This window comes from Salinisphaera sp. T5B8 (genome assembly GCF_040361255.1).
GTDB lineage: Bacteria > Pseudomonadota > Gammaproteobacteria > Nevskiales > Salinisphaeraceae > Salinisphaera.
Map to the genome: position 1 here is coordinate 138,710 of NZ_APNG01000009.1, position 24,339 is coordinate 163,048.

Consider the following 24,339-nt stretch of genomic DNA (forward strand, 5'->3'; position numbering starts at 1 on the left):
TTAACTCGACTTGCGCTTGAGACAGCGTTTGAGATCCAGCAACAATGACTCTAACACCAGTTGCCAGTCGGCGTTGCTGCGTGCCAGCCGGGCTGATTCGACCACGCCCGCGCACCACGGCTCGAAGGCGTAGGGGTCCATGCGTGTAGCCACCCGTGCCAGATGCGCTGGCAATACGCTGCCCGCCTCGCCCTGTGGCTCGTCCGCAGCTGCCAATGACTGTGCCAGCAAGGCGCTCGCGCGGCGATATAGCCAGTCGGTCAGCAAGTCTGCCGGCTCGCGGGCGAGTCGTTCGGCCGCGCTTGCCGCATCTTCGCGATTGCGAATGACATCCGAGAGCGTGCGATCCCAGCCGTCCACGAGCGCCGAATAATCCTGGCTGTCGCGGGCGAGCGCGGCGAATGGCGTACGCAAACTGTCGGCATCGAGCCCTGCGGGGTCCATGCCGTTGGCGGTCAGCCATTCGGTCGCTTGTGTCGGCGTGGGCGGCGTCAGTCGCCAGAGCTGGCAACGACTGCGTACCGTGGGCATCAAAGCCGATACCCGATCGGTCACGAGCACGATATGACAGGCCGGCGGCGGCTCCTCAAGGGTTTTGAGCAGGCTGTTCGCGGCGCTGGGCGAAAGATCCTCGGCCGGGTCGATCCAGCCAATTCGGCCGCTGTCGTACTGCGGCGTCAGATGCAGCCGCTGCGAGAACGCGCGTACCTGATCGACCTTGATCAGCTTGCCCGGCTCTTCGGGCACCAGCCGGGAGATATCGGGATGCGTGCCCGCGATCCGTTGCCGGCAGGCCGCACAGCGGCCACAGGCATCGCCCTGCGCGTCGCGCTCACGACAAAGCAAGGCGGCCACGATTCGGTCGGCGAACACACGCTTGCCAATACCCGGCGGTCCGCATACCAGCAGGCCGTGCGCGACCCGATCGGCAGCGATCGCATGGGCCATATGCGCCCACGCCGGCGTATGCCAGGGCGGCATATCCAGTGCCGTGGTATCGACTGTGCTCATCACAGGTCGGCCAACGCCTGTTCGATGCGGGCCTGAACCACATCGCGACTGGCATCGGCATCGATCACGCGATAACGCTGGGGGTGGGCGCGCGCCCGCGCGAGATAGGCACTGCGAACGCGCTCGTGAAATACCAGCGTTTCGCGATCGAAACGGTTGCCCTGCCCGCGTTTGCCGGCACGCGCGAGGCCCTGGGCGACCGGCAAGTCGAACAGCAGCACGCGATCCGGGCGGCGTTCGCCCTGGACCAGGGCTTCCAGCGTGGCCACGGCATGATCGCCCAGGCCCCGGGCCGCGCCCTGATAGGCATAACTGGCATCGGTGAAACGATCGCTGAGTACCCAGGCACCGCGGGCAAGCGCCGGTTCGATGACTTCGGCCAGGTGGGCGGCACGGGCAGCGAACACCAGCAGCAATTCGCTCATTGGCGGCATGGGCGTGTCGTATTCGCCCATCAACACGCCACGTATCGCCTCGCCCAGCGCGGTGCCGCCGGGCTCGCGCGTACAGACCACCTCGTGGCCGGTCGTGCGCAGTCGGTCGGCAACAACGCCGATCTGAGTGCTCTTGCCGGCGCCCTCACCGCCTTCGAAGGTGATGAACCGCCCGCTTGTCGTTGTGGCCTTGTCGCTCATGAGCCGCGCTGGTACTCGTCGACCGCGCGGTTATGCTCGGCCAGCGTATCCGAAAACACATGGCTGCCATCGCCACGCGAGACGAAATACAGCGCGCTGCCCGCAGCGGGATGCAATGCCGCCTTGATGGCGGCCCGCGAGGGCATGGCAATCGGCGTAGGCGGCAATCCCGCGCGGGTGTAGGTGTTGTACGGCGTATCGCGGCGCAGATCGGCACGGCGGATATTGCCGTCGTAATCCTCGATGCCGTAGATGACGGTCGGGTCGGTCTGCAGGCGCATGCCTTTTTTCAGGCGTCGGGTGAACACGCCGGCAATGCGTGTCCGTTCTTCGGGCACCGCGGTTTCCTTTTCCACGATCGAGGCCAGGATCAAGGCCTCATACGGGGTGTCGACCGCGATATCGTCAGCACGTTTTTCCCACTGCGCATCGAGATAGCGCTGCATCGCATCGTAGGCACGTTTGAGAAAGGCGATATCGGTCATGCCGCGCGGAAACAGATAGGTATCCGGCATGAACCGGCCTTCGGGATTCTCGTCCGGATGGCCGATCGCGGCCATCAGCTCGGCATCGCTCAGGCCGGTGAGCTTGTGATCGAGCGCATCGTTGGCTTCCATGCGTTCGCGGAACTCGGAAAAGCGCCAGCCTTCGACCAGCGTGAGCCGGTACTGGCGTGTCTTGCCGGAGACCAACAGTTCGAGCAGATGCGCCGGCGTCTGTCGGGCCGGCACCACGTATTCGCCGGCCTTGATATCGCCCGCTACACCCTCGTAGCGCGCATACAGCGACAGGTATTTCGCATCGCGCGGGCGTTTGATGATGTCCTGGGCGACTAGCCGCCGGGCAATCGCATTGAAACTCATGCCACTATCCACGGTAAGCAGTTTGCCCGCGCTGTTCTGCAGCGGCGAGTTGAAAAACCGCGTCGCATCGATGGCCAGCGCCGCACAGGCCAGCACCCCGAGGCCAATCAGAATCCAGAGAACGCGTTTAATCACCGCTACCTGCCTTTTATCTGTACTTGCGATCGTCGCTACCCGTATTGCCCGCCGAGGGCTGACGCAACAATTGCTGTGCGTATTGCGCCTGGGCATGGCTGTCCGGCAACGCCCGGCCCTCGAAATGGGACACGGCCACTGCACCGCCGACGCTGTTGCAGGCGATCGCCGCGCGACAATCAATCAACGCCGACAGGCGTATATCGTTTTCGCGCACCGGGCGGCCTGCCTGGGCCAGCGCGCGCCACAAACGCTGGCGCGTGGCCCCGATGATACCTGCCCGCGTCAGCCGTGGGGTCAACCAGCACCCATTGGCATCCACGAAGAACAGATTGCGCATGGTCGTGGCGATTATGAAGCCCTGACTGTCAGCCATCCAGGTATCGGCCACGCCGCGCGCATCACATTCGCCGCGCGCGAGTACCTGTTCGAGCCGGTTCAGATGCTTGATACCGGCCAGGCGTGGCTGTACCGCCAATTCGATCGACGAGCGCGCCAGCGCCAAAGGCTCGGCATTCGCATGCGCAGGCAGCGCATGGGCGACGACAATACGCCGTGGTGCTGCGGGCACGGGCGGCATATAGCCGCGCCCGCCACTACCGCGGGTGACCATGACCTTGCATACGCCGTCGCTACGCGTTGCGAACAGCGCCCGGATATCGGCCCGTATCTCGGCTTCGCCCGGCGTGGCGATATCCAACGCGGCGCAGTCGTGTTGAAGACGTCGCCAATGTTCGTCCCAGCCGATCGGTTGGCCGGATTCGATACGCAGGGTCCGGAAAACGCCGTCGCCATAGGCCAGCCCACGATCGTCTGCGGGTAGCTCGGCCGCGTGGCGCCCGTCGATCCGTATGTGTTCAGCCATGCGCTCGACCGGTCGAATCGACGAAGCTGCGCAATACGCCGCGTGCCTTGATTCGTGTTTCTTCGAGTTCCTTGTCGGCAATCGAATCGGCCACGATACCGGCGCCGGCACGCAGGGTCAGATCGCGCCCGGACTGGGTAAGCGAGCGAATCACGATATTGCTGTCCAGCCGGCCACAACGGCTGAGATAGCCGATGCTGCCGGTATAGGCGCCACGGGCTTCGTTTTCCAGCTCGGCGATGATCTGCATGCAGCGCACCTTCGGGCATCCCGTGATCGTGCCGCCGGGAAATACCGCGGCCAGGGTGGCGCCCGGGCCGATGCCCGGCGCCAGCTCGCCGCGAATATTGGACACGATGTGATGCACATGCGCATAGGATTCGATACACATGAGCTCGTCCACCGCGATCGTACCGGGGCGGCATACACGCCCGAGATCGTTGCGCTCCAGGTCGATGAGCATCACGTGTTCCGCGCGCTCCTTGGGGTGGCTGATCAGCTCGCGGGTCATGCCGGCATCGGTGCCCGCGCTGCGCATACGCGTACCGGCGATCGGGCGCGTCTGGGCAATCCCGGCCTCGATCGAAACCAGGCGTTCCGGCGAGGAACAGATCAACGCTGTATCGCCGTATTGCACCAGCCCCGAAAACGGGGCCGGATTGGCCGCGCGCAGCGCACCATAAATGCGTGCGGGCGCAGTGTCCTGCGCGAGGCAGCCGTGCCAGGCACGCGACAGATTGGCCTGGAACACATCGCCGGCGTGAATGAACTCGCGCGCATGCCGAACCTGATCCAGATAGGCCTGCGGCGTCTGCTCCTGCCAGTCGGCGACCAGCGCTGCCCCGCCCAACCGTTCGCCGCGACTTCGTTCCAGATCGGCACGCATGATCTCGAGCGCGTCGGCGTGACGGTGTTCTGCAACCAGAAACAGCGTGCGCGTCGCCCTGTCATGAATGAAAGCTGCCGGGCAACGCACGGCCATCGCATCCGGCAGACCACCCGCGTGCATCTGCGGCAGTGCCAGGCTGGGCTCGATACGCGCCGCCATCTCGTAGCCCAGATAGATGAACCAGCCGCCCACGAAGGGCAGCCCGGGCACGCTGGCGCGCTGCGCGGCGGCTGCCATGCGGTCGAGTTCGGCAAAGAAATCGGGGGTGAGATCGGAAGCAGTCACGATCCGCGTCTCGCCTGGAAAAGCGAGCAACAGATCGAAACGGCTCTGGGCTGTTGCGCCCGCACTGCTTTCCAGCAGAAACGGATAGCGCGCCGGTTCGAGTGCTGCCAGACAGGCCAGATCCGGCGGTTGTTCGACCGGAATTTCGACGATATGCAGATCGTCGTCTACGTACTCGCGCATGACTCGACCGCAGCCGCGCACAGCCGATGCCAGCGCGCGCGTGTATGAATGGATCAGCGCTTCGCTAGTCGACGCGCTTGAAGATCAGCGAACCGTTGGTGCCACCAAAGCCGAAGGAATTCGATAGCGCCGCGTCGATACGCATCGAACGCGCCTCGTGCGGAACATAATCGAGATTGCAGCCTTCGGCCGGGTTATCCAGATTGATGGTCGGCGGCGCGACCTGGTCGCGTATGGCCAGCAACGTGAAAATCGCCTCCGCGGAGCCGGCCGCGCCGAGCATATGCCCGGTCATCGACTTGGTCGAACTCACGGCGACCCGCTTCGCGGCATCGCCCAGCACGGCTTCGATCGACTGGCTTTCGGCCACGTCGCCCACACTGGTGGAGGTGCCGTGGGCGTTGATGTATTGCAGTTCGTCCGGATTCATCTCGGCATCGTGCAACGCATTGGCCATGCACTGGCGTGCCCCGCGGCCGCTGGGCTGGGTGATGTGATAGGCATCGCCACTCATGCCGAAACCGGCAACCTCCCCATAAATCGTGGCGCCGCGCTTTTTCGCCTGCTCGTACTCTTCGAGCATGACGACACCCGCGCCATCAGACAGCACGAAGCCATCACGATCGGCATCCCACGGGCGGCTTGCCGCCTGCGGGTCATCGTTGCGGCTGGACAATGCCCGTGCCGCACAGAACCCCGCCAGTCCGATCGGATTGACCGCCATTTCGCAACCGCCGGCCAGCATGGCATCGGCATCGCCCGCCGCGATCAGGCGGGCCGCCAGGCCGATGTTATGCACCCCGGTCGTACAGGCCGATACGGCAGCGATATTGGGTCCATGCAGATTCAGCTGAATGGAGACCTGGCCGGCCGCCATATTGGCAATACTGCTGGGAATGAAGAACGGCGACACCTTCTTCGCGCTGTAGCCGGATTCATGGAACCCGACACAGGTCTTGAGAATCGTGCCGATACCGCCGATACCCGAACCCACGGCCACGCCGACACGGTCGTTGTACTCGTCGTCGAGTTCGAGACCACTGTCGTTGAAGGCCTGCACCGAAGCCGCGACGCCATAGTGCACGAACGGATCGTAGCGCTTGGCTTCCTTCTTCGACATGTACTCGCTCACGTCGAAGTCGCGGATGGGGCCGCCGAAACGCGTCGGGTAGTCCGACACATCGAAACTGTCGATGGTCGAGATACCGCTGCGACCGGCAACGATCGCGGCCCAACTCGATGCGACATCCAGACCGACCGGGGAAATCAATCCCAGGCCAGTGACTACTACGCGACGCTGTCTCAACACAGCCCCCTAGTTGCTCATGACGCCGCTCAAGGCGGCGGATTCAGTCGTTTCGACGGGCGTTATGGCGCGCGCACCGTCGATCACGTGGAATGCGATCAGCCCTCGGCGTGGGACTTGATGTAGTCCACGGCATCCTTGACGTTGACGATCTTCTCGGCTTCCTCGTCCGGGATGTCGATCTCGAATTCTTCTTCGAGGGCCATGACCAGCTCGACCGTATCCAGCGAGTCCGCGCCCAGATCGTCGACGAACGACGCTTCCGAGGTGACCTGGTCTTCGCTCACCGAAAGCTGTTCGGCAATGATCTTCTGTACTCGTTCTTCCACGCTACTCATCGGACTCTCTCCTGATTGACTATGGTTTACGCGTCTAGCGCACGCATTCGCCCTCGCGAACCGCGCGCCATTCTAGGGAAAAAGGGTGGGCCTCGCCAGATTTTCGCAAGACCCGACGGAGGTTACTCACGCTCCCATGTATAAACCGCCGTTGACGCTGAGCGTCTCGCCGGTGATGTACGCCGCAGCATCTGACACGAGGAACGCGACACTCGCTGCGATGTCGTCGACATTACCCAGCCGCTGCAGCGGAATCTGCGCGAGCATCGTTTCACGTGTTTTGTCGTCCAGGTCGCGGGTCATGTCAGTTTCGATGAAGCCAGGTGCGATGGCATTGACCGTAATCTGACGCGAACCGACCTCGCGTGCAAGCGAGCGGGTGAAACCGAGCAGTCCTGCCTTGGCGGCGCTGTAGTTCGTCTGACCGGCATTGCCCATCAGCCCGACCACGGACGCCACGTTGACGATACGCCCGCCGCGCGCCTTCATCATGCCGCGCAGCGCGGCCTTGGTGACCCGGAAAACACCGGTCAGATCGGCATCGATCACACCTTGCCAATCCGATTCCTTCATGCGCATCAGTAACGTATCGCGCGTGATCGCGGCGTTGTTGACCACGATCGTCGGCGCACCAAAGGTCTGGGTGACCTCCTTGAGTACGGCCGCCACGTCGTCTTCGTCGGTCACGTCCAGGCGCCGCCCGGCACCGGCGGTAGCTGCGTCAGCAAGGCGGGCGTCGATACGCTGCGCGCCCTCGTCGGTGGTCGCGGTGCCGATGACGATCGCGCCGTCGGCAGCCAGTCGATCGGCAATCGCCGCACCGATACCACGCGAAGCCCCCGTGACCAGCGCGATGCGGCCGTCAAGATTGGCATTGCTCATGACTCTCCCCTGTTACGCGCGAGGCGCGCTATTCTTGTTCAGTCGCATCCAGCGCCTGGCGCAGGTTGTCGACATCCGACAACGCCAGCGCTGTCGCGCTCTTGTCGATACGTTTGTTGAGCCCGGTGAGCACCTTGCCCGGACCGCACTCCAGTAGCGTGCCGCAGTTCGCGGCGCGCATGGCACGAATCGTATCCGCCCAGAGCACCGATTGCGCGAGCTGGCGCACCAGCGCCTTGCGAATGCCGTCGATATCTTCGCGCGGCTGGGCATCGACATTATGCAGCACGGTCAGCCGCGGCTGGCGCAGGGGGATTTCCAGCAGATGCGATTGTAGCCGTTCAGCGGCCGGCTGCATCAGCGCACAATGCGACGGCACACTTACCGCCAGGGGCTTGACCAACTTCGCGCCTTTTTCCTTGGCCAGCCGGCTGGCGGTGGCCACCGCCTCGGCATGACCGGCGATGACGACCTGCAAGGGTGCATTGAAGTTTGCCGCCGATACCACCAGCCCCTGGTCGGCATGGCTATGCTCGGCTGCGGCACAGACTTCGCGCACCGCGTCGTCCTCGAGGCCGATCACGGCTGCCATCGCGCCTTCACCGGGGGCGACCGCATTCTGCATGGCCTTGCCGCGCATTTGCGTCAGACGCAGCGCGTCGCCGAAATCCAGTGCTTCGGCAGCGACCAGTGCGGTGTATTCGCCCAGGCTGTGACCGGCCAGAAACTCCGGCATGCGGCCGTTACGGCTTTGCCAGACACGCCATACCGCGATGCCGGCGGTGACCAGCGCAGGCTGCGTGAATTCGGTCTGGTCGAGCTTGTCGGCCGGGCCTTCATTGATAAGGGCGGCCATATCGTAGCCCAGCGCATCGCTGGCTTCGGCATACGTGTCGGCGACTACCGGATAGCGTTCGGCCAGCGCGGCGAGCATCCCCACGGACTGCGCACCCTGACCGGGAAAAATCATCCCCAAACGCGACATAGAAACGGTCGTGATCAAACGATGACCGGCATCATACCCACCCGAATTCTGCTTGGCCACGTGAAAAGCCCGTTTGCTAGAATCCATTGTTTGGATCCAGATCATCACGCGGAGGCTGTCTTGGTCCACGCAGAACTCACCGTGGCCGCGGTTGTATGTGTCGACGACTGCTACCTGGTCGTCGAGGAATTCGCCCACGGCAAACGCGTGATCAACCAGCCGGCCGGCCATGTAGAGCCCGGCGAAACGCTGCTCGACGCGGTCGTTCGCGAAACCTTCGAGGAAACCGCCTGGCGTTTCACGCCCACCGGGCTGGTCGGCATGTACCACTGGCCGCACGAGGACGGGCGCACCACCCTGCGCTTCGCGTTCTGCGGCACCGTTGATGCGCATGCGCCCGAACAGCCGCTCGACGACGGCATCATCGCCGCCCACTGGCTCAGCGCCGAGCAGCTGCGCGCGCGCGACGATCTGCGCAGCCCACTGGTATTGCAGTCGATCGCCGACTTCAACGACTTCGACGCCCTGGCGCTCGAACGCGTACGCCATATCCGGGCCCGCTGATATGTCTGTGCCCTTCTGGCAACGTGCTCCTGGCGACACCCGCGTGATCGTCGGCCTGTCCGGCGGCGTGGATTCATCGGTGACCGCGCTACAGCTGGTCGAGGCCGGCTATCAGGTCGAAGGCCTGTTCATGTTCAACTGGAGCGAGGACGAGGCCGGCCGCTGCCAGGCCGCCGACGATTTCGACGACGCCGCCGCGGTCTGCGAAGCCCTCGATATCCCGCTGCATCGCGCCGATTTCTCGCGCGAATACAAGGCACGGGTGTTTCGCTATTTTCTCGACAGTTATGCCGCCGGGCGCACACCGAATCCGGATGTGCTGTGCAATCGCGAGATCAAGTTCGACACCTTTTTGCATCACGCCGAACGTCTCGGCGCGGATGCGATCGCGACCGGTCATTACGCGCGCCTGGCCCACGATGCGCACGGCACGCGCCTATTGCGCGGGCGCGACCCGGGCAAGGATCAGTCGTATTTTCTGGCCGCCGTACCCATGGCCGCACTCGAGCGCACGCTGTTTCCGCTCGGCGAGACCTACAAGACCGATGTACGCGCGATCGCGCGCAAGGCCGGGCTGCCGGTTCACGACAAACCCGACAGCACGGGCGTGTGCTTTATCGGCGAACGCGACTTCGAAGGTTTTCTGCGCCAGTATCTGTCCGGGCGCGCCGGACCGGTGCGCGTGAGTGGCGGGGCCCTGGACGGGCGCACGATCGGCGAACATGCCGGGCTGATCTACTACACCATCGGCCAGCGCCGGGGGCTCGGGCTGGGCGGCGTGGCCGGTGCCTCGCAGGCACCCTGGTATGTCGCCGCCAAGGATCTGGATACCGATACCCTCTGGGTTACCCAGGATCACGATCATCCCGAGCTCGCCCGAACCTCGCTGACCACAGCCGAACCGCACTGGCTGATCGCGCCGCCGCAGCTACCGCTGCGCTGCAGCGCACAGGTACGTTATCGCCAGCGCGCGATCGATTGTCGTATCGAAGCCGGCACCGACGGCGGCTTGACGGTACACTTCGACCAACCGCCGCGGGCAATCGCGCCCGGCCAGTACGCGGTCTTCTATGAAGGCGACCAGTGCCTCGGCAGCGCCGAGATCCTGGCAGCCGGCCATTCCGAACTCGAGATTTCTGCCAGCGCATGAGCGATCAAACCACGCACACCCTGCGCGACCAGGCGCTGTCCCTGGCCGGCGTCGCCCAGTTCGCGCTCTATGCGCATGAACTTGCCGCGGACGGGCGCGATACGCCGCAGCGTCTGGAAATCGCCAAGCACGCGATCTTCTGTACCGACCCGGAGAGTGTGATCGAGGTCTATGGCGACCTGCCCAGCGTGGGCGACGGGATCGCCTACCTCAAGCGTCAGCTCGCCGGCGAAAAACCGGACCAGAAATCCGCCCTGATCGCGCGCTACATCGGCCAGCTGCTGCGCCTGTCCGGCGCGCTGCGCAAGGACGACGCCGCGCTCAAGCGCCTGCGCGGTGCGATCGATCGCGCGCGTCTGGCCGAACCGGCCGATGTACCCACCATCCTCGACGATGCCTATCGTGACAGCATCAGCCCGGCCAAGCCGCGCATCATGCTGCATGGCCATCCGAGTTATCTTCAGAACGAGGCCATTCAGGCGCGCGCGCGCACTCAGCTCATGGCGGCCGTGCGCTGCGCGATCATGTGGCGGCAATGTGGCGGTGGTTTCATATCCCTGTTTCTACGCCGCAAGGCATTGCTGAAATCGCTCGAAAACATCGGCCCGCGGGCGCCCGTGCGCTAACGCAACGCCTGTCGTCGACGGGTTGAATCCACAGCCGGCACAGCGCCGCAAGTGATCAAACCTGCAGCCCTGGCCGCGAAAAAGCTATACTACGCGGCGCTTTTCAAGTGTCCGGGTTATTACCGGATCGAAGAACCACCGAGTGTCTTTGGAGAACAAAACCTATGACGGACAGTTTCAATACACGCGCGCAGTTCACTGCCGGTGATCGCAGCTTCGACTACTTCAGTCTGCCCAAACTCCAGGAGCAGTTCCCGGGTATCGCCAAGCTGCCTTACGCGCAGAAGATCCTGCTCGAGAACCTGCTCCGCCATGAGGACGGTTCCAACGTCGATGCCGACGATATCAAGGCGCTGGCCAACTGGGATGCCAAGGCCGAGCCGGATACCGAAATCGCCTTCACTCCGGCGCGCGTCGTCCTGCAGGACTTCACCGGCGTACCCGCGGTGGTCGACCTGGCCGCGATGCGCGATGCCATGGCCAACCTCGGCGGCAGCCCGGACAAGATCAACCCGCTGTCGCCGGCCGAACTGGTCATCGACCACTCGGTCATGGTCGACGAATACGGCACCGACAAGGCCTTCGATCTGAACGCCAAGCTCGAATTCAACCGCAACAAGGAGCGTTATGCGTTCCTGCGCTGGGGTCAGGGCGCGTTCGACAACTTCAAGGTCGTGCCGCCGGATACCGGCATCGTCCATCAGGTCAACCTGGAATATCTGGCGCGCGTGGTCTTCGGCAATGAAGACACCAACCTGGCCTACCCGGACACGCTGGTCGGCACCGATTCCCACACCACCATGATCAACGGCGTGGGCGTGCTCGGCTGGGGCGTGGGCGGTATCGAAGCCGAAGCGGCGATGCTCGGCCAGCCGATCACCATGCTCATCCCGCAGGTCGTGGGCTTCAAGCTCACCGGCAAGCTGGCCGAAGGCTGCACCGCCACCGATCTGGTGCTCACGGTTACGGAAATGCTGCGCGCCAAGGGCGTGGTCGGCAAGTTCGTGGAATTCTTCGGCGACGGCCTGGCCGATCTGCCGCTGGCCGATCGCGCGACCATCGCCAACATGGCGCCCGAATACGGCGCGACCTGCGGTATTTTCCCGGTCGACGGCGAAACCATCCGCTACATGGAACTCACCGGCCGTCCCGCCGAACAGCTGGAGCTGGTCGAAGCCTATGCCAAGGCCCAGGGCCTGTGGCGCGAGGAAGGCGAGCCCGACGCCGACTACACCGACGTGCTCGAACTGGACATGTCCACCGTGCAGCCGTCGCTGGCCGGCCCGAAACGCCCGCAGGACCGCGTGCTGCTGGCCGACATGCAAAAGACCTATCGTCGCGAAGTCGAGCCCTTCATCAAGGCGCGTGCGGAAAAATCCGACCCCGAAGACAAGAGCATGGCCGAGGCCAAGCAACAGAGCGAAGCGGGTCTGGCCTCCGATAGCGTCGAAGGCGCGATCCATGCCCCGGTCAATTACAAGGAGCAGGATTTCGACCTGCACGACGGCTCGGTGGTGATCGCTGCCATTACGTCCTGCACCAACACGTCGAACCCGGCCGTGATGATCGGCGCCGGCTTGCTGGCCCGTAACGCCATCCAGAAGGGCCTGCAGGTCAAACCCTGGGTCAAGACCTCGCTGGCCCCCGGCTCCAAGGTGGTCACCGAATATCTGGAAAAAGCCGGTCTGGACGACGATCTCGACAAGCTCGGCTTTCAGCTGGTCGGCTACGGCTGCACCACCTGTATCGGCAACTCCGGGCCGCTGCCCGAGCCGATCGGCAACGCGGTACGCGAGCACAACCTCAACGTGGCCTCGGTGCTGTCGGGCAACCGTAACTTCGAAGGCCGTGTCCACGGCGACGTGCGCATGAACTTCCTGGCCAGCCCGCCGCTGGTCGTGGCCTACGCGCTGTCCGGCACCATCGATCTGGACATGAACAACGACCCGCTCGGCCAGGACGCCGACGGCAACGATGTCTACCTGCGTGATATCTGGCCGTCGCAGAAGGAAATCTACGACACCATCGGCAGCTCGTTGAACTCCGAGATGTTCAAGGACAGCTACGGCGACGTGTTCGCCGGCGATTCCCGCTGGAAAGGCCTGGACGTGCCCGAAGGCGAGATCTTCGATTGGGACGAAACCAGCACCTACGTGCAGAACCCGCCCTACTTCGAAGGCATGTCGGTCGATGTCGACGAAATCCCGACCATCCAGGGCGCGCGTTGTCTGGCCCTGCTGGGTGATTCGATCACCACCGACCATATCTCGCCGGCCGGTGCGATCACCCAGGATTCGCCCGCGGGTCAGTACCTGCAGGAAAAAGGCGTCTCGCCGTCGGACTTCAACAGCTACGGCTCGCGTCGCGGCAACCACGAAGTCATGATGCGCGGCACCTTCGCCAATGTGCGCCTGCGTAACCTGCTGGCGCCGGGCACCGAGGGCGGCTGGACCCGTCATCAGCCCTCCGGCGACGAGATGTTCATCTACGACGCGGCCATGAAGTACGCCGAAGACAACACCCCGCTGGTGGTGCTGGCCGGCAAGGAATACGGCACCGGCTCCTCGCGTGACTGGGCTGCCAAGGGCACCCTGCTGCTCGGCGTGAAGACCGTCATCGCCCAGTCCTTCGAACGTATCCATCGTTCGAACCTGGTCGGCATGGGCGTACTGCCGCTGCAGTTCAAGGAAGGCGAGAATGCCGATTCGCTGGGCCTGGATGGCACCGAGACCTTCGATATCGAAGGCCTTGAGTCCGGCGCCTCCGAAGTCACCGTCAAGGCGACCAAGGAAAACGGTGAAACCACCGAGTTCACCGCCAAGGTGCGTATCGATACGCCCAAGGAATGGGACTATTACCAGAACGGCGGCATCCTGCACTACGTGCTGCGTCAGCTCGCCCAGGCCGCATAACCCTGCGCGGGCCAGCGGCCCGCCATAGGTCATGCAAAAAAAGCCCCGCTTCGGCGGGGCTTTTTTTATGTTCATTCGATGGCCAGTCGCGCGGCTGCGCGGTATGCGTGCGTACAGCCGCGTAGAAAACAGCTGACCGGGTCAGCTGTTTTCGGGGCCGGAGTAATAATGGAACGGGCCAGACCTGTGGGCCCCGCCGCACGCGCTTCTGCGCGGCCTGATCGTCGCAGCCTTTTTAATCCGTATTACGGCGCATGCGCGCGTTGCGCGCCGCGGCTATTTCGCCGTCTTGCCGGGGGCGCTGAAAAGCGGCGACGGCGCCAATGGGCGCATTTCCGAACGCGGCGATGTTTGCCGCGCGACTTCGCGCTCGACCTCGCGCACATAGCGCCAGACTTCACGGGCGGCTTTTTCTGCACGAATATCGAAGGCCATGCCCAGGTAGCACAGGTCGGTTTCGGCGTTGCGATAGCGGTGGCTGACCTGGCCATTCACTGCGAAGGTTTCGCCGTTGGGAAAAAATGCCTCGATCCGATAGTCGTCGATGCCGACTTCGATACCTTCGGCCTCGTCTTCGGGCAAACTCAGCAGACAGCCACCGGCCGACAGGTCACGCAGCGTGGCATGCCATTCGCGGCCCTTGGGCGAGGACAGCAGCACCATCACCGCCATGCTATCGCTCAACGCTGCCCGGAACTGACCCCGCCGTTTGAGCAGGGCGACGCTATCCGGCAACGACGCACAGACACTCAAGCGCGCACCGCTTTGCGATACACCAATGCACTGCAAGGTTTCGCTTTGTAGCGCCGCCGAATGGCGGCGTGCATGCACGGTGAAACGCTGTTTCGTCCTGAGCAGCTGTTCCAGGTCCGCAGTGCCCGTCATATCCAGCACGCAACGCCCGAGTGTACGGTCCACCGAGACAACACTCACCGGATACTGAATCATCGCCCCGTCGAATCGAACCGTGACATCGTGGGTATCCCAGGTCAGCTCCACGAACGTATCCGCGACCCCCTCGGGGGTATCGATCTCGGCATAACGGGGGCTATCGGTCATGGATTCGATTGTCCTGAAAATGGCTGGCCACGCCGTGGCCTATCTATCGGCCGAAGCGGAGCACGCTTGAGATAGCGCCCGGCCCGTCGAACGGGCGCGTCGATGGCGCATATTGGCATGGTAGCGCGTCGTTCGCTGCCCGCGGGCGGGTGCCGACGAAATAAAATACGCAACCGAACCGCGACCCTGCAACGGAGTTTCGGTATAAGCGACTATCTTTTCAAAAAGACGTACTTATCCTATTTCAAAGTCAACCCGACTTAAAGGATTTTTCCGTTTTTCAAAACGATAGACCCACCATTTGCCAAGAATATTTTTGCCAACCCATATCATTTCGCTGCTGAAGGGTTACACTGGCGCTGCAGCGTGGCTGCATTAAATTAGTTTAGATCAAGTAAGAGAAAATTATGGCCAAAGGCACCGTTAAGTGGTTCAGTTCCGAAAAGGGTTACGGCTTCATCGCCCCTGAAGATGGCAGCAAGGACCTTTTCGTGCACCACTCCGAGATCAAGAACGGCGGCGGCTTTGCCACCCTCGAAGACGGCCAGGCCGTCGAATTCGAAGTGGGTGAAGGCAAGAAAGGACCGTGCGCCAACAAGGTGGTCGCGGTCTAAAAATACGGCACCCTGTACGGATCAGCTAGCCTCGACCCAAGCCGCTGGACAGCGGACGAGGTCAAAGGCGAACTGAACTGATACAGCGCCGGATCGGTCCTTTTGGACCGAAACCGTCATATCGGATAGCCACTACGTCGATACCGAATCATCGGTTTTTGCGTGGAGGCTGTCCGATTTGTCGTTTAGGGCTTGGCACTTACAGCGATATTCCTCTGCCCGTGTGCATTGCCCTGCCAACAGCCCGTCGCCTATGTCAATGAATATATGGGTCGATGCAGACGCCTGTCCGGTCGTGATCAAGGACATGCTGTTTCGCGCCAGCCGGCGTACAGGTGTCATGGTGACGCTGGTGGCCAACCAACCCATCCGCGTGCCGCGATCCCCGACGATTACGACCTTGCAAGTGGGCGCCGGCTTCGACGTTGCGGATAACGAAATCGTCAAACGGGTCGCGCCGGGTGATCTCGTGATCACCGCGGACATACCCCTGGCCGCCGAGGTCATCGAAAAACAGGCGATCGCACTCGACCCGCGTGGCGAACTCTATACGCGCGACAATATTCGGGCGCGCTTGACCGTACGCGACTTCATGGACGGTCTGCGCGGCGCCGGTGTCGATACCGGCGGCCCGCCGCCCTTCAGCCAGAACGACCGCCACGCGTTCGCCAAGCAGCTCGATCGCCTGCTCGCGCGCGAGCGTAAACGCTACTAGAACGGGGCGTACTACTCAGCCGCCCGACTCGTGTTCGTCCAGATCGGACTCGGCCTGAGCCAGTAATGCGAACTCCTCTTCGGCCGTGCGCGCGACCAGATGATGCCGGCTGAATACGAAGAAGTACGCCGCGCCGAGCACGAACAGCACGATCGTGTAACCGAAGGCCCGCGGATCGAAGGCATAGACACCGGTGAGCGCGATCAGCGACAGCATCAACGCAATGCCCGAGGTCACCATGCCACCCGGGGTACGGTAAGGACGCTCCAGATCCGGCTGCTTGACCCGTAATAGGATGTGGCTGAGCGCCATGAGGGCATACGACAGTGTCGCGCCCACCACCGCCATGCCGAGGATCAGATCACCCGCGCCACTCAAGGAAACAATGAAACCGAGCACGCCCGGCACCACGAGCGCCCACGTTGGCGCCTTGCGACGGCTGGTCAGCGACATGAACTTGGGCAGATAGCCAGCGCGCGAGAGCGCAAAGACGAGTCGGCTATAGCCGTAGATAATCGAAAAGAACGAGGCGATGAGCCCGGCCAGACCAAGCACGTTCACCACGGTGGCCAGCGTCTGGCTGCCGGTATCCTTGAGCGCGGTCACCAGTGGCACACCGCTATCGCCAATCGCCTTCGCGCCCGCCGCACCCGCGAGCAGAACCACCACCAGCACCGCCGTACCCAGCAGAAAGATCATCGCCCCGATAATGCCCTTGGGCACGTCGCGGGCCGGGTTTTTGGCTTCCTCGGCCGCCAGGGGCACGCCTTCGACGGCTAAAAACAGCCACATCCCGAACGGCAACGCGGCCCAGATACCGTAGAACCCCAACGGCAGGAACGTGGATGCGCCCAGCGCGTCCGTGGGCTCGATATCGAACAGGTTGGCGACGTCGAAATCACCAATCAACGCCACCGCGGTCGCCAGGATCGCAAACACCGCCAAGCCGCTGATTACCATCATCACCTTCAGCGCTTCGCCCACCCCGGCGAGATGAATGCCGATGAACAGCGCATAAAACACGGCATAGACGATCGGGCCGTTGAAGCCGAGCAGTTCTTCGACCGCCGCGCCGATGAATATCACGATCGCCGCCGGCGCCAGCGCGTATTCGATGAGTACCGCCAGACCGGTGAGATAACCGCCGGCAGGCCCCATGGCCTGGCGCGCGAAGCTATAGCCGCCACCGGCGGCCGGAATCGCTGCCGACATCTCGGCGAGGGCGAGCACCAGCGTGAAATACATGATCGCCATCAATATCGCAGCGATTGCGAATCCGCCCCAGCCGGCCTCGGCAATCCCGAAGTTCCAGCCGGCAAAATCGCCGGAGATGACGTAGGAAACACCCAGACCAGCCAACAACAACCAGCCGGCCGTACCACGTTTGAGCTGGCGCTTGGCCAGATAGTCCTCGTTTACCGTCGAGCCTGCCATGACGTCACCCCCAAGGTGAGAAAAAAATCAGGAAGTCAGGAAATTGCCCGTCTCGTTCTTGTCGTGATCGATGACGTCGTCTTCGCTACGGTCCTTGAGCTTCACCCCGGAGAGCTCGAGCCGCCGGGCCTCATTCAGCAAATAACGCGCACGCGCCGCAGCGGCATCGATTTTCAGCCCTTCGGGACGCACGTTGGAAATACAGTTGCGCTGGGCGTCGGAGACACCCCGCTTGGGCGCCCAGGTCAGATACAAGCCCAGACTGTCGGGCGAGCTCAGGCCCGGACGCTCGCCAATCAACACCAGCACCGCATTGGCGTTGAGTGCTTCGCCTACTTCATCGCCGATGGCGACCCGGCCCTGCTCGACCACGGTCAGCGGCGCCTGCCGCCAATCGTTATCGTCGGCATCCAGCTCGCGGGTGAGTGCCGCGAGGAAATTCACGGCATGGGCCCCGATCGCACGCGCCGACAGGCCATCGACGATCACCAGCGCGAGGTCGAAGGGTGAATCCTCGGCGTCGGCCGTGTCGTCGAGCCGCTTGCGCGAGTCCTCATCCAGCCGCCGACCCAGATCCGGGCGTTGCAGATACTCGGTGCGATCGCTAGCCTGGCTGTGTAGCCGAAGCGGCGCGTCGATTTCGAGCGTGTCGGTAAGCTGCTCGCTAAGCGCGGCCACATCCAGCGGCCAATGGACGGCGTCCTTGGCCTGCGCATGGGCGAGCTGGAATTCGAGCATGCGCTGAGTGGGCAGGCTGATGCCGGCGCGCCCGAGACCGATACGGGCATCGGTGAATGCACGTAGCCCCTGCCAGGGGTTATCGACCACGCCGATGTCGTCGCCTGCCGCGGCTGACCTGTCGGCCGGTGTCGACGGCTTGCGATCGCTCATGAGCCGGTCTCCGGCAGCCGCTCCAGCGAACGCGCGAACGACTGAGGCAAGCGCTCGGACAGGCGATGCGAATCGCCGTCGCGCACGATTTCCATGTGTTTGAGCCAGGCCTCGAACTCGGGCGCGGGTTTGAGGCCGAGCGCGCGGCGTACATAGAGCGCATCGTGGAACGAGGTGGTCTGATAATTGAGCATGATGTCGTCGGAGCCGGGAATACCCATCACGAAATTGCAGCCGGCCACGCCCAGCAGCGTGAGCAGGTTGTCCATATCGTTCTGGTCGGCTTCGGCATGGTTGGTGTAGCACACGTCGCAGCCCATCGGCACACCCAGCAACTTGCCGCAGAAATGATCTTCCAGGCCCGCGCGAATGATTTCCTTGCCGTCGAACAGATATTCCGGACCGATGAAACCGACCACGGTATTGACCAGTAACGGCTTGAACTCGCGCGCCACGGCATAGGCACGCGCCTCGCAGGTCTGCTGGTCGAGGCCGTGGTGGGCATCCGCCGACAGCGAACTGCCCTGCCCGGTTTCGAAATACATGACGTTATCGCCCACGCTGCCGCGATTGAGCGACAGCGCCGCATCGCGCGCCTCGGCCAGTTCAGCCAGGCCGAAACCAAAGCCGCGATTGGTGGCTTCGGTGCCACCGATCGACTGAAATACCAGATCCACCGGCGCGCCCTGCTCGATCGCTTCCAGCGTGTTCGTGACATGGGTGAGCACGCACGACTGGGTGGGAATTTCGTATTTGCGGATCACCGCATCGAGCATGTGCAACAGCTTGACCGACTGGGCGACGTTATCCGTGGCCGGGTTGATACCAATCACAGCATCGCCGTTGCCATAGAGCAGCCCATCGAAAATACTGGCCGCGATCCCGGTCAGATCATCGGTGGGATGATTCGGCTGCAGGCGAGTCGACAAATGCCCCGCCAGGCCGATGGTGTTGCGAAACGCACTGCGCACCCGGCACTTGCGTGCGACCAGAATCAAGTCCTGGTTGCGCATGATCTTGCTCACGGCCGCCGCCATTTCCGGCGTAATCCCCGGTCGTAGGGCGTCGAGCACCTCGGGCGTGGCCTCGTCGCTGAGCAGCCAGTTGCGAAAATCGCCTACCGTAAAGCTCGAAATCGTTTCGAACGCCTGACGATCGTGGCGATCAACGATCAACCGCGTGATTTCGTCCTCCTCGTAGGGCACCAGCAGGTCTTCGAGAAACGTCGCCAACGGCAGATCCGCCAGCGCCATCTGGGCGACGACCCGCTGTTCGGCCGATTCCGCGATAACACCCGCCAGCCGATCGCCCGATCGCGCCGGCGTTGCCTTAGCCATGAGCTCGGCCAGGCTGTCGAAGCGATAGGTTCGCTCACCCAGGGTATAGCGATAGTTGCCACTCATCTCGCTCGCACCTCCGTCGTCGCGTAAGCGACGCCATGCGGTTGCCGACGGCGCTCAGCATGTATCAGCCCGTACCGGGCTCGGGCTCGCGATTTGAATATGACACAGGCCATGGCCCGTGCACAGCAAGATACATTCCAGCTTTGAGGCAAGCTCTGCACAACCTCTCGCCCTGACCTGCCAACAAGGCAGGCGCCGCACTTGGCTGCTTTGGCGCACACGCATGTAAGGCCGCGAACGCGATCCGCGAGCGGTTATTCAGCGCTTGCTTAAGCGAACATCGCCTTCAATCAACGCACTGTAATCGTGCGGTGACCGCGGCACAGCGCGCGTCTGTCGTCAGTGGCGGCTACGACCGGCGCCGGCGCTTTGCATCTGTTCGCTGGCCTGCTCGCGCAGGCTGCCCACTTCCTTGAGGGTGCGCACGACCGCATCGATGCGCGCCTGCGGCCATTGCCGCACGTAGTCCGGCACGGCGCCGCCACTGGCTTTCATATCGCGGTCGACGGCCAGTGCATCCGGCAGGTGTCGTTCAAAGCGCTCGATATCGGGCAGCACCTGCACGAGTTCCTCGCGCGGCAGTGCGATACCGCCGATATCGATATGCGTGGGGGTATTCGAACTCATGAGTCTGTGCCCTCGGGTCGCCGCAACTGCGAATCACCCTGCGGGCTATGTCGAATCTTTCAAGCGCGCCGCTATGTCAGTCGCCTGTCGGCTTGGCGCGACGCTTGCCCGGTTTTGCCTTGGCCGCCTTGGCTTTGGTCTTGCCCGCTTTCTTCGCCCTGGGTTTGGATTTGGGTTTGGGTTTGCGGCGCCCGGCGGGCGGGGCCGGCGGCGCGTCGTGCGCACGCGTGATCGCGAGCTGGCGCCCGGCGACCCACACCGTCTTGAGATGGGCGAAGATATCCTCGGGCATGCCCTTGGGCAGATCGACCAGGCTGAAGTCGTCGCGGATATCGATACGCCCGATATGGGCGCTATCCACACCGGCCTCGTTGGCGATCGCGCCGACGATATTGCGCGGCTCCACACCGTGGCTGCGTCCGACCTCGATACGAAAGGTTTCCAGATCGCCATCGCCGAAGGATTGCTGGCGCGACGCACCCTTGTTCGCACTCTTGGGGGTCTGCGCTCCCATATCGCGCGGGCCTGCACCACGATCGGGCTTGCCGGGCTTGAGCATGAGCGGCTCGTCGCCCTGGGCGAGATACGCCAGCGCGGCGGCCAGTTCTTCGGGGTCGACATTGTGCTCGCCGCGGTATTCGTCGAGCAGTTCGCGAAACGGCGCCAGGTTGCCTTCGGCCAGCGTGACCGAAATACGTTGCTTGAAACGGGTGATGCGTTGTTCGTTGACCTCGGCGATGCTGGGCAGGTCCATCGGCTCGATGGCCTGACGCGTGGCTCGCTCAATCGCCTTGAACAGGCGTTTTTCGCGCATGGTCACGAACAGGATGGCATCACCTTCGCGCCCGGCCCGGCCCGTGCGCCCGATACGATGCACATAGGCCTCGGTATCGTGCGGAATATCGAAATTGATCACATGGCTGATGCGTTCCACATCCAGCCCGCGCGCGGCCACGTCGGTGGCTACGATGATATCCAGCTGGCCGTTCTTGAGCTTGGCGACCGTGCGCTCGCGCTGGTTCTGGGCGATATCGCCGTTGAGCGCCGCGCAGGCATAACCGCGGGCCGACAGCCGCTCGGCGAGCTCATCGGTGGATTTCTTGGTACGCGCGAATACGATCATCGCGTCGAAGGGCTCGGCTTCGAGCAGACGCGTGAGTGCGTCGAGTTTGCTGGTGCCGCCACCCACGATCCAGTAACGCTGGCGGATGTTGACCGCCGTCGTGGTCTTGGCCTGGATGGTGATTTCCTGCGGCTCGCGCAGGTGCGTCTTGGCGATACGCCGGATCGCACTCGGCATGGTGGCCGAAAATAGTGCGACCTGGCGCTCGGCCGGGGTCTGTTCGAAGATCCATTCCACGTCTTCGATAAAGCCCATGCGCAGCATTTCATCGGCTTCGTCGAGCACCATCCAGTCGAGCGCGTCGAGCTTGAGCGTACCGCGCTTGAGATGATCCATCACCCGACCCGGCGTGCCTACCACCACATGCACGCCGCGCTTGAGCGCAGCCAGCTGTGGGCCATAGCCCTGGCCACCATAGATCGGCAGCACATGAAAACCCGGGATATGCGCGGCATAGCGCTGAAAGGCCTCGGCCACCTGGATGGTGAGCTCACGCGTGGGCGTGAGTACCAGCGCCTGCGGTGCCTTGCCGGCCCGCCCGGTCAGCCCGGAGAGAATGGGCAGCGCGAAGGCCGCCGTCTTGCCGGTGCCGGTCTGAGCCTGGCCCAGCACGTCCTTGCCGGCCAGCAACGGCGGAATGGTCGCCGCCTGAATGGGCGACGGCGTCTCGTAGCCGACATCGGCGAGGGCCGCCATGACGGCATCGGAGAGCGCCAGATCGCTGAAGGCGACCTGGGCGGATTCGTTTTCATTAGGGGTGGACATGCACAGCCTGGCAGGCACGGGCGCTCAGCTGCGCCCGAAAAAACACTGCGCCGGAATGGCGCGGACGCTCATTCTACCCGTTATTCACAGTCGTCGGTCCCCGTTTTTCCGACGCGGTATCGTCGATGATGGCGGCAACGGAGTCCGCGGTCAGCGCCGACAGCGTCCAGCCCAAATGGCCGTGCCCGGTGTTGTAGAACACGTTCGGCGCCTTTCCGCCGCCCACGCGCGGCATCATGTTCGGCATCATCGGGCGCAGACCGGCCCAGGGGATGACCTGGCGCGTTTTCACGTCGGGAAAGCACTGCTTGACCCAATCCACCAGCGGCTCGATCCGATCCGCCCGGATATCGCGGTTGAACCCGTTGAACTCGGCGGTGCCGGCCACGCGCAGACGATCTGCGCCCAGGCGCGCACACACGAGCTTGGTTTCATCGTCGAGCAGACTGACTTCGGGCGCGGCCTGTTGCGAGGCCTCGTCTTCCAGATCGACGGTAATCGAATAGCCCTTGACCGGATACACGTTCACGCGATCGCCCAGCTGCGCAGCAATGTCGCGGCTGCCGGTACCCGCACACACCACCACGCCGTCGAACTCGAGCGTGACCCGGTCCTCGGGCGTGTCGTTGTCGCAGGCCGCGATGGTGACCTGCTGCCCATCGGATTGAACGCTTTCGACACTGTGGTTGTAGTGAAAGCGTACGCCCTGTGCCTGTGCGGCCCGCGCCAGGCCCTGGGTGAATTTGTGAATATCGCCGCTGGAATCGCTTTCGGTAAAGAAGCCGCCGTAATACTCGCCCGCCAGCGCGGGTTCGATCGCCCGCATTTCTTCCGGGGTGACCGGCTGGCGCTCCAGGCCGCCTTCGGCGAGCAGGCGCGACACCTTCTCGGCATGGCGATAGCCGGCGCGATTGCGATAGATATGCAGAATGCCCTTGCGCTTGACATCGAAATCGATGTTCTCGCGCTCGGCCCAGGAAAACAGAAACTCACGCGCCTCGATCGCCATGCGCGCGGTTTCGGTGGTGTTGCGGCCGTACTGCGGGATCGCGGCGATGAACTCCAGAAACCACGACAATTTGTGCCAGGACGGTTTCGGGTTGACCAGCAACGGGGCATCGTTGCGAAACATCCACTTCATGCCCTTGAAGACCATGGGCCAGTGGTTCCAGACCTCGGCGTTGGAAGCAGAAAGCTGACCGCCATTGGCGAAGGAGGTCTCCATCGCCGCATAGCGATTGCGGTCGAACAGCGTGACCTCGTAACCGCGCTGAACGAGTGCGTAGGCCGTGGTGACCCCGGTGATGCCCCCGCCGATAATTGCAATATGATTCATGAGCGTCTATCCGATAGCGTCGTGCGTGAAAACCTGCCGCGTGGCAGGCGCCGCCCCTTCCGTCACTGAACCTGAGAGATTCACCCGCGCGTCGATGGCCCGCGGGCTTGCTCCTTCGGTGCACGCCGGCCGGTTACGGCTGCGCGACTCTTCGGATATGGGCGCGATAACGGTCCCTGATGCCTGAGAGTTTCCGGGGCGGTTGCTCCTTCGGCGCCGGCTTTACGCCGGTCTCTCCCGCTATTGCGTGAATGTATGAATAGGTGTCGAATCCGGTATCGGCACGCCAACGCCCAGCCTCTGTGCGTGATCGATGCCGATGTTTTGTCCAAGATACCATGAGCAATCGCCATGCCAATACCGTCGACCCTGCGCCGCGCCCGCGATACGGTCGAATTCGAAACCGCCGAGCGCTGCGCGATACGCGAAATCTCCAATACGCCGGATGATCCGGCCCTCTCCATCGCCCGGGCCCGGGTGGCGCCCGGCGTGACCACGGCCTGGCATCGTCTGCGAGACACCGCCGAACGCTATCTGATCGTTTCCGGCCAGGGCGTGGTGGAAGTCGGCGAGCGCCTGCGCGAAACCGTGGCGGCCGGCGACGTGGTGTCGATCGCGCCGGACACCGCCCAGCGGATTCACAACAACGGCGATTGCGATCTGATCTTCTATGCCATCTGTACGCCGCGTTTTACGCCAGACTGCTACGAAGCACTCTAGCGCGCCCACCGCGTGAGTACTGA

The 24,339-nt window shown here is 63.3% G+C and carries 23 protein-coding genes and 1 riboswitch; of the genes, 7 read left to right on the top strand and 16 right to left on the bottom strand.

Features of this window, described 5'->3' with window-relative positions:
- The 9 genes from holB to fabD all read right to left on the bottom strand — a co-directional run bounded on the left by holB (window position 1) and on the right by fabD (window position 8,377).
- On the bottom strand, window positions 1-1,011 hold the full coding sequence (gene holB / locus T5B8_RS10065; RefSeq protein WP_353178396.1) for a DNA polymerase III subunit delta': 1,011 nt from the start codon (window positions 1,009-1,011) through the stop codon (window positions 1-3).
- Window positions 1,011-1,646: a dTMP kinase gene (tmk, locus tag T5B8_RS10070; RefSeq protein WP_353178397.1), complete on the bottom strand. Its 636-nt coding sequence runs from the start codon at window positions 1,644-1,646 to the stop codon at window positions 1,011-1,013. The genes holB and tmk overlap by 1 nt, the downstream gene beginning before the upstream one ends.
- Entirely contained in the window at window positions 1,643-2,644 is a 1,002-nt protein-coding gene (gene mltG, locus T5B8_RS10075; RefSeq protein ID WP_353178399.1) for an endolytic transglycosylase MltG, read from the bottom strand. The genes tmk and mltG overlap by 4 nt, the downstream gene beginning before the upstream one ends.
- Before the next feature lie 13 nt (window positions 2,645-2,657).
- Complete coding sequence (gene pabC / locus T5B8_RS10080) at window positions 2,658-3,509, bottom strand: aminodeoxychorismate lyase (RefSeq protein WP_353178401.1); 852 nt, start codon at window positions 3,507-3,509, stop codon at window positions 2,658-2,660.
- On the bottom strand, window positions 3,502-4,866 hold the full coding sequence (locus T5B8_RS10085) for an aminodeoxychorismate synthase component I (protein WP_353178403.1): 1,365 nt from the start codon (window positions 4,864-4,866) through the stop codon (window positions 3,502-3,504). Before T5B8_RS10085 ends, pabC begins: the two co-directional genes overlap by 8 nt.
- Before the next feature lie 64 nt (window positions 4,867-4,930).
- On the bottom strand, window positions 4,931-6,172 hold the full coding sequence (gene fabF / locus T5B8_RS10090; RefSeq protein WP_353178405.1) for a beta-ketoacyl-ACP synthase II: 1,242 nt from the start codon (window positions 6,170-6,172) through the stop codon (window positions 4,931-4,933).
- Window positions 6,173-6,270: 98 nt separating this feature from the next.
- Entirely contained in the window at window positions 6,271-6,510 is a 240-nt protein-coding gene (gene acpP / locus T5B8_RS10095; RefSeq protein ID WP_006912784.1) for an acyl carrier protein, read from the bottom strand.
- Between the two features lie 126 nt (window positions 6,511-6,636).
- Window positions 6,637-7,392, bottom strand: coding sequence for a 3-oxoacyl-ACP reductase FabG (gene fabG / locus T5B8_RS10100; protein ID WP_353178406.1), 756 nt, complete (start codon window positions 7,390-7,392; stop codon window positions 6,637-6,639).
- Window positions 7,393-7,420: 28 nt separating this feature from the next.
- Window positions 7,421-8,377: an ACP S-malonyltransferase gene (fabD, locus tag T5B8_RS10105; protein ID WP_353178408.1), complete on the bottom strand. Its 957-nt coding sequence runs from the start codon at window positions 8,375-8,377 to the stop codon at window positions 7,421-7,423.
- Window positions 8,378-8,497: 120 nt separating this feature from the next.
- Here fabD and T5B8_RS10110 point away from each other — a divergent pair, with 120 nt between their 5' ends.
- The 4 genes from T5B8_RS10110 (at window position 8,498) to acnA (ending at window position 13,629) form a co-directional block, all read left to right on the top strand.
- On the top strand, window positions 8,498-8,941 hold the full coding sequence (locus tag T5B8_RS10110) for an NUDIX hydrolase (protein ID WP_353178410.1): 444 nt from the start codon (window positions 8,498-8,500) through the stop codon (window positions 8,939-8,941).
- A 1-nt stretch (window position 8,942) separates the two neighbouring features.
- A complete protein-coding gene (mnmA, locus tag T5B8_RS10115) occupies window positions 8,943-10,091 on the top strand; it encodes a tRNA 2-thiouridine(34) synthase MnmA (protein ID WP_353178412.1) in 1,149 nt (382 codons plus the stop codon).
- Window positions 10,088-10,717, top strand: a complete 630-nt coding sequence (locus tag T5B8_RS10120; RefSeq protein ID WP_353178413.1) for a DUF489 family protein — start codon at window positions 10,088-10,090, stop codon at window positions 10,715-10,717. The genes mnmA and T5B8_RS10120 overlap by 4 nt, the downstream gene beginning before the upstream one ends.
- Before the next feature lie 164 nt (window positions 10,718-10,881).
- On the top strand, window positions 10,882-13,629 hold the full coding sequence (gene acnA / locus T5B8_RS10125; RefSeq protein ID WP_353178415.1) for an aconitate hydratase AcnA: 2,748 nt from the start codon (window positions 10,882-10,884) through the stop codon (window positions 13,627-13,629).
- 276 nt (window positions 13,630-13,905) lie between these two features.
- Here the strand turns inward: acnA and T5B8_RS10130 are convergent, their stop codons facing one another.
- Window positions 13,906-14,688 carry a flagellar brake protein gene (locus T5B8_RS10130; protein WP_353178417.1) on the bottom strand — a complete coding sequence of 261 codons (783 nt, stop codon included), beginning with the start codon at window positions 14,686-14,688 and terminating at the stop codon, window positions 13,906-13,908.
- Between the two features lie 407 nt (window positions 14,689-15,095).
- Between T5B8_RS10130 and T5B8_RS10135 the strand changes: the two genes are divergently transcribed.
- Together T5B8_RS10135 and T5B8_RS10140 are read left to right on the top strand one after the other, a co-directional pair.
- Window positions 15,096-15,302: a cold-shock protein gene (locus tag T5B8_RS10135; RefSeq protein WP_006912776.1), complete on the top strand. Its 207-nt coding sequence runs from the start codon at window positions 15,096-15,098 to the stop codon at window positions 15,300-15,302.
- A gap of 259 nt (window positions 15,303-15,561) precedes the next feature.
- Window positions 15,562-16,017, top strand: a complete 456-nt coding sequence (locus tag T5B8_RS10140) for a YaiI/YqxD family protein (protein WP_353178419.1) — start codon at window positions 15,562-15,564, stop codon at window positions 16,015-16,017.
- A gap of 15 nt (window positions 16,018-16,032) precedes the next feature.
- Here the strand turns inward: T5B8_RS10140 and eat are convergent, their stop codons facing one another.
- From eat to T5B8_RS10170, 6 genes are all read right to left on the bottom strand, one after another.
- On the bottom strand, window positions 16,033-17,451 hold the full coding sequence (eat, locus tag T5B8_RS10145; RefSeq protein WP_353178421.1) for an ethanolamine permease: 1,419 nt from the start codon (window positions 17,449-17,451) through the stop codon (window positions 16,033-16,035).
- A gap of 27 nt (window positions 17,452-17,478) precedes the next feature.
- Window positions 17,479-18,342, bottom strand: a complete 864-nt coding sequence (eutC, locus tag T5B8_RS10150; protein ID WP_353178423.1) for an ethanolamine ammonia-lyase subunit EutC — start codon at window positions 18,340-18,342, stop codon at window positions 17,479-17,481.
- Window positions 18,339-19,745, bottom strand: coding sequence for an ethanolamine ammonia-lyase subunit EutB (locus T5B8_RS10155; RefSeq protein WP_353178424.1), 1,407 nt, complete (start codon window positions 19,743-19,745; stop codon window positions 18,339-18,341). The genes eutC and T5B8_RS10155 overlap by 4 nt, the downstream gene beginning before the upstream one ends.
- A 339-nt stretch (window positions 19,746-20,084) precedes the next feature.
- Window positions 20,085-20,372, bottom strand: coding sequence for a hypothetical protein (locus T5B8_RS10160; protein ID WP_353178426.1), 288 nt, complete (start codon window positions 20,370-20,372; stop codon window positions 20,085-20,087).
- 76 nt (window positions 20,373-20,448) lie between these two features.
- Window positions 20,449-22,260 carry a DEAD/DEAH box helicase gene (locus T5B8_RS10165; protein ID WP_353178428.1) on the bottom strand — a complete coding sequence of 604 codons (1,812 nt, stop codon included), beginning with the start codon at window positions 22,258-22,260 and terminating at the stop codon, window positions 20,449-20,451.
- 73 nt (window positions 22,261-22,333) lie between these two features.
- On the bottom strand, window positions 22,334-23,596 hold the full coding sequence (locus T5B8_RS10170) for a D-amino acid dehydrogenase (RefSeq protein ID WP_353178430.1): 1,263 nt from the start codon (window positions 23,594-23,596) through the stop codon (window positions 22,334-22,336).
- 160 nt (window positions 23,597-23,756) lie between these two features.
- Window positions 23,757-23,846, bottom strand: a riboswitch (glycine riboswitch).
- 101 nt (window positions 23,847-23,947) lie between these two features.
- Between T5B8_RS10170 and T5B8_RS10175 the strand changes: the two genes are divergently transcribed.
- A complete protein-coding gene (locus tag T5B8_RS10175) occupies window positions 23,948-24,316 on the top strand; it encodes a cupin domain-containing protein (protein ID WP_353178431.1) in 369 nt (122 codons plus the stop codon).
- Window positions 24,317-24,339: the final 23 nt, after the last annotated feature.

Bases quoted from the DNA above. Each gene is read 5' to 3' on its own strand.
- holB (WP_353178396.1), bottom strand. From the start codon at position 1,011: ATGAGCACAGTCGATACCACGGCACTGGATATGCCGCCCTGGCATACG.
- tmk (WP_353178397.1), bottom strand. From the start codon at position 1,646: ATGAGCGACAAGGCCACAACGACAAGCGGGCGGTTCATCACCTTCGAA.
- pabC (WP_353178401.1), bottom strand. From the start codon at position 3,509: ATGGCTGAACACATACGGATCGACGGGCGCCACGCGGCCGAGCTACCC.
- T5B8_RS10085 (WP_353178403.1), bottom strand. From the start codon at position 4,866: ATGCGCGAGTACGTAGACGACGATCTGCATATCGTCGAAATTCCGGTC.
- acpP (WP_006912784.1), bottom strand. From the start codon at position 6,510: ATGAGTAGCGTGGAAGAACGAGTACAGAAGATCATTGCCGAACAGCTT.
- fabG (WP_353178406.1), bottom strand. From the start codon at position 7,392: ATGAGCAATGCCAATCTTGACGGCCGCATCGCGCTGGTCACGGGGGCT.
- fabD (WP_353178408.1), bottom strand. From the start codon at position 8,377: ATGTCGCGTTTGGGGATGATTTTTCCCGGTCAGGGTGCGCAGTCCGTG.
- mnmA (WP_353178412.1), top strand. From the start codon at position 8,943: ATGTCTGTGCCCTTCTGGCAACGTGCTCCTGGCGACACCCGCGTGATC.
- T5B8_RS10120 (WP_353178413.1), top strand. From the start codon at position 10,088: ATGAGCGATCAAACCACGCACACCCTGCGCGACCAGGCGCTGTCCCTG.
- acnA (WP_353178415.1), top strand. From the start codon at position 10,882: ATGACGGACAGTTTCAATACACGCGCGCAGTTCACTGCCGGTGATCGC.
- T5B8_RS10130 (WP_353178417.1), bottom strand. From the start codon at position 14,688: ATGACCGATAGCCCCCGTTATGCCGAGATCGATACCCCCGAGGGGGTC.
- T5B8_RS10135 (WP_006912776.1), top strand. From the start codon at position 15,096: ATGGCCAAAGGCACCGTTAAGTGGTTCAGTTCCGAAAAGGGTTACGGC.
- T5B8_RS10140 (WP_353178419.1), top strand. From the start codon at position 15,562: ATGAATATATGGGTCGATGCAGACGCCTGTCCGGTCGTGATCAAGGAC.
- eat (WP_353178421.1), bottom strand. From the start codon at position 17,451: ATGGCAGGCTCGACGGTAAACGAGGACTATCTGGCCAAGCGCCAGCTC.
- eutC (WP_353178423.1), bottom strand. From the start codon at position 18,342: ATGAGCGATCGCAAGCCGTCGACACCGGCCGACAGGTCAGCCGCGGCA.
- T5B8_RS10155 (WP_353178424.1), bottom strand. From the start codon at position 19,745: ATGAGTGGCAACTATCGCTATACCCTGGGTGAGCGAACCTATCGCTTC.
- T5B8_RS10160 (WP_353178426.1), bottom strand. From the start codon at position 20,372: ATGAGTTCGAATACCCCCACGCATATCGATATCGGCGGTATCGCACTG.
- T5B8_RS10165 (WP_353178428.1), bottom strand. From the start codon at position 22,260: ATGTCCACCCCTAATGAAAACGAATCCGCCCAGGTCGCCTTCAGCGAT.
- T5B8_RS10170 (WP_353178430.1), bottom strand. From the start codon at position 23,596: ATGAATCATATTGCAATTATCGGCGGGGGCATCACCGGGGTCACCACG.
- T5B8_RS10175 (WP_353178431.1), top strand. From the start codon at position 23,948: ATGCCAATACCGTCGACCCTGCGCCGCGCCCGCGATACGGTCGAATTC.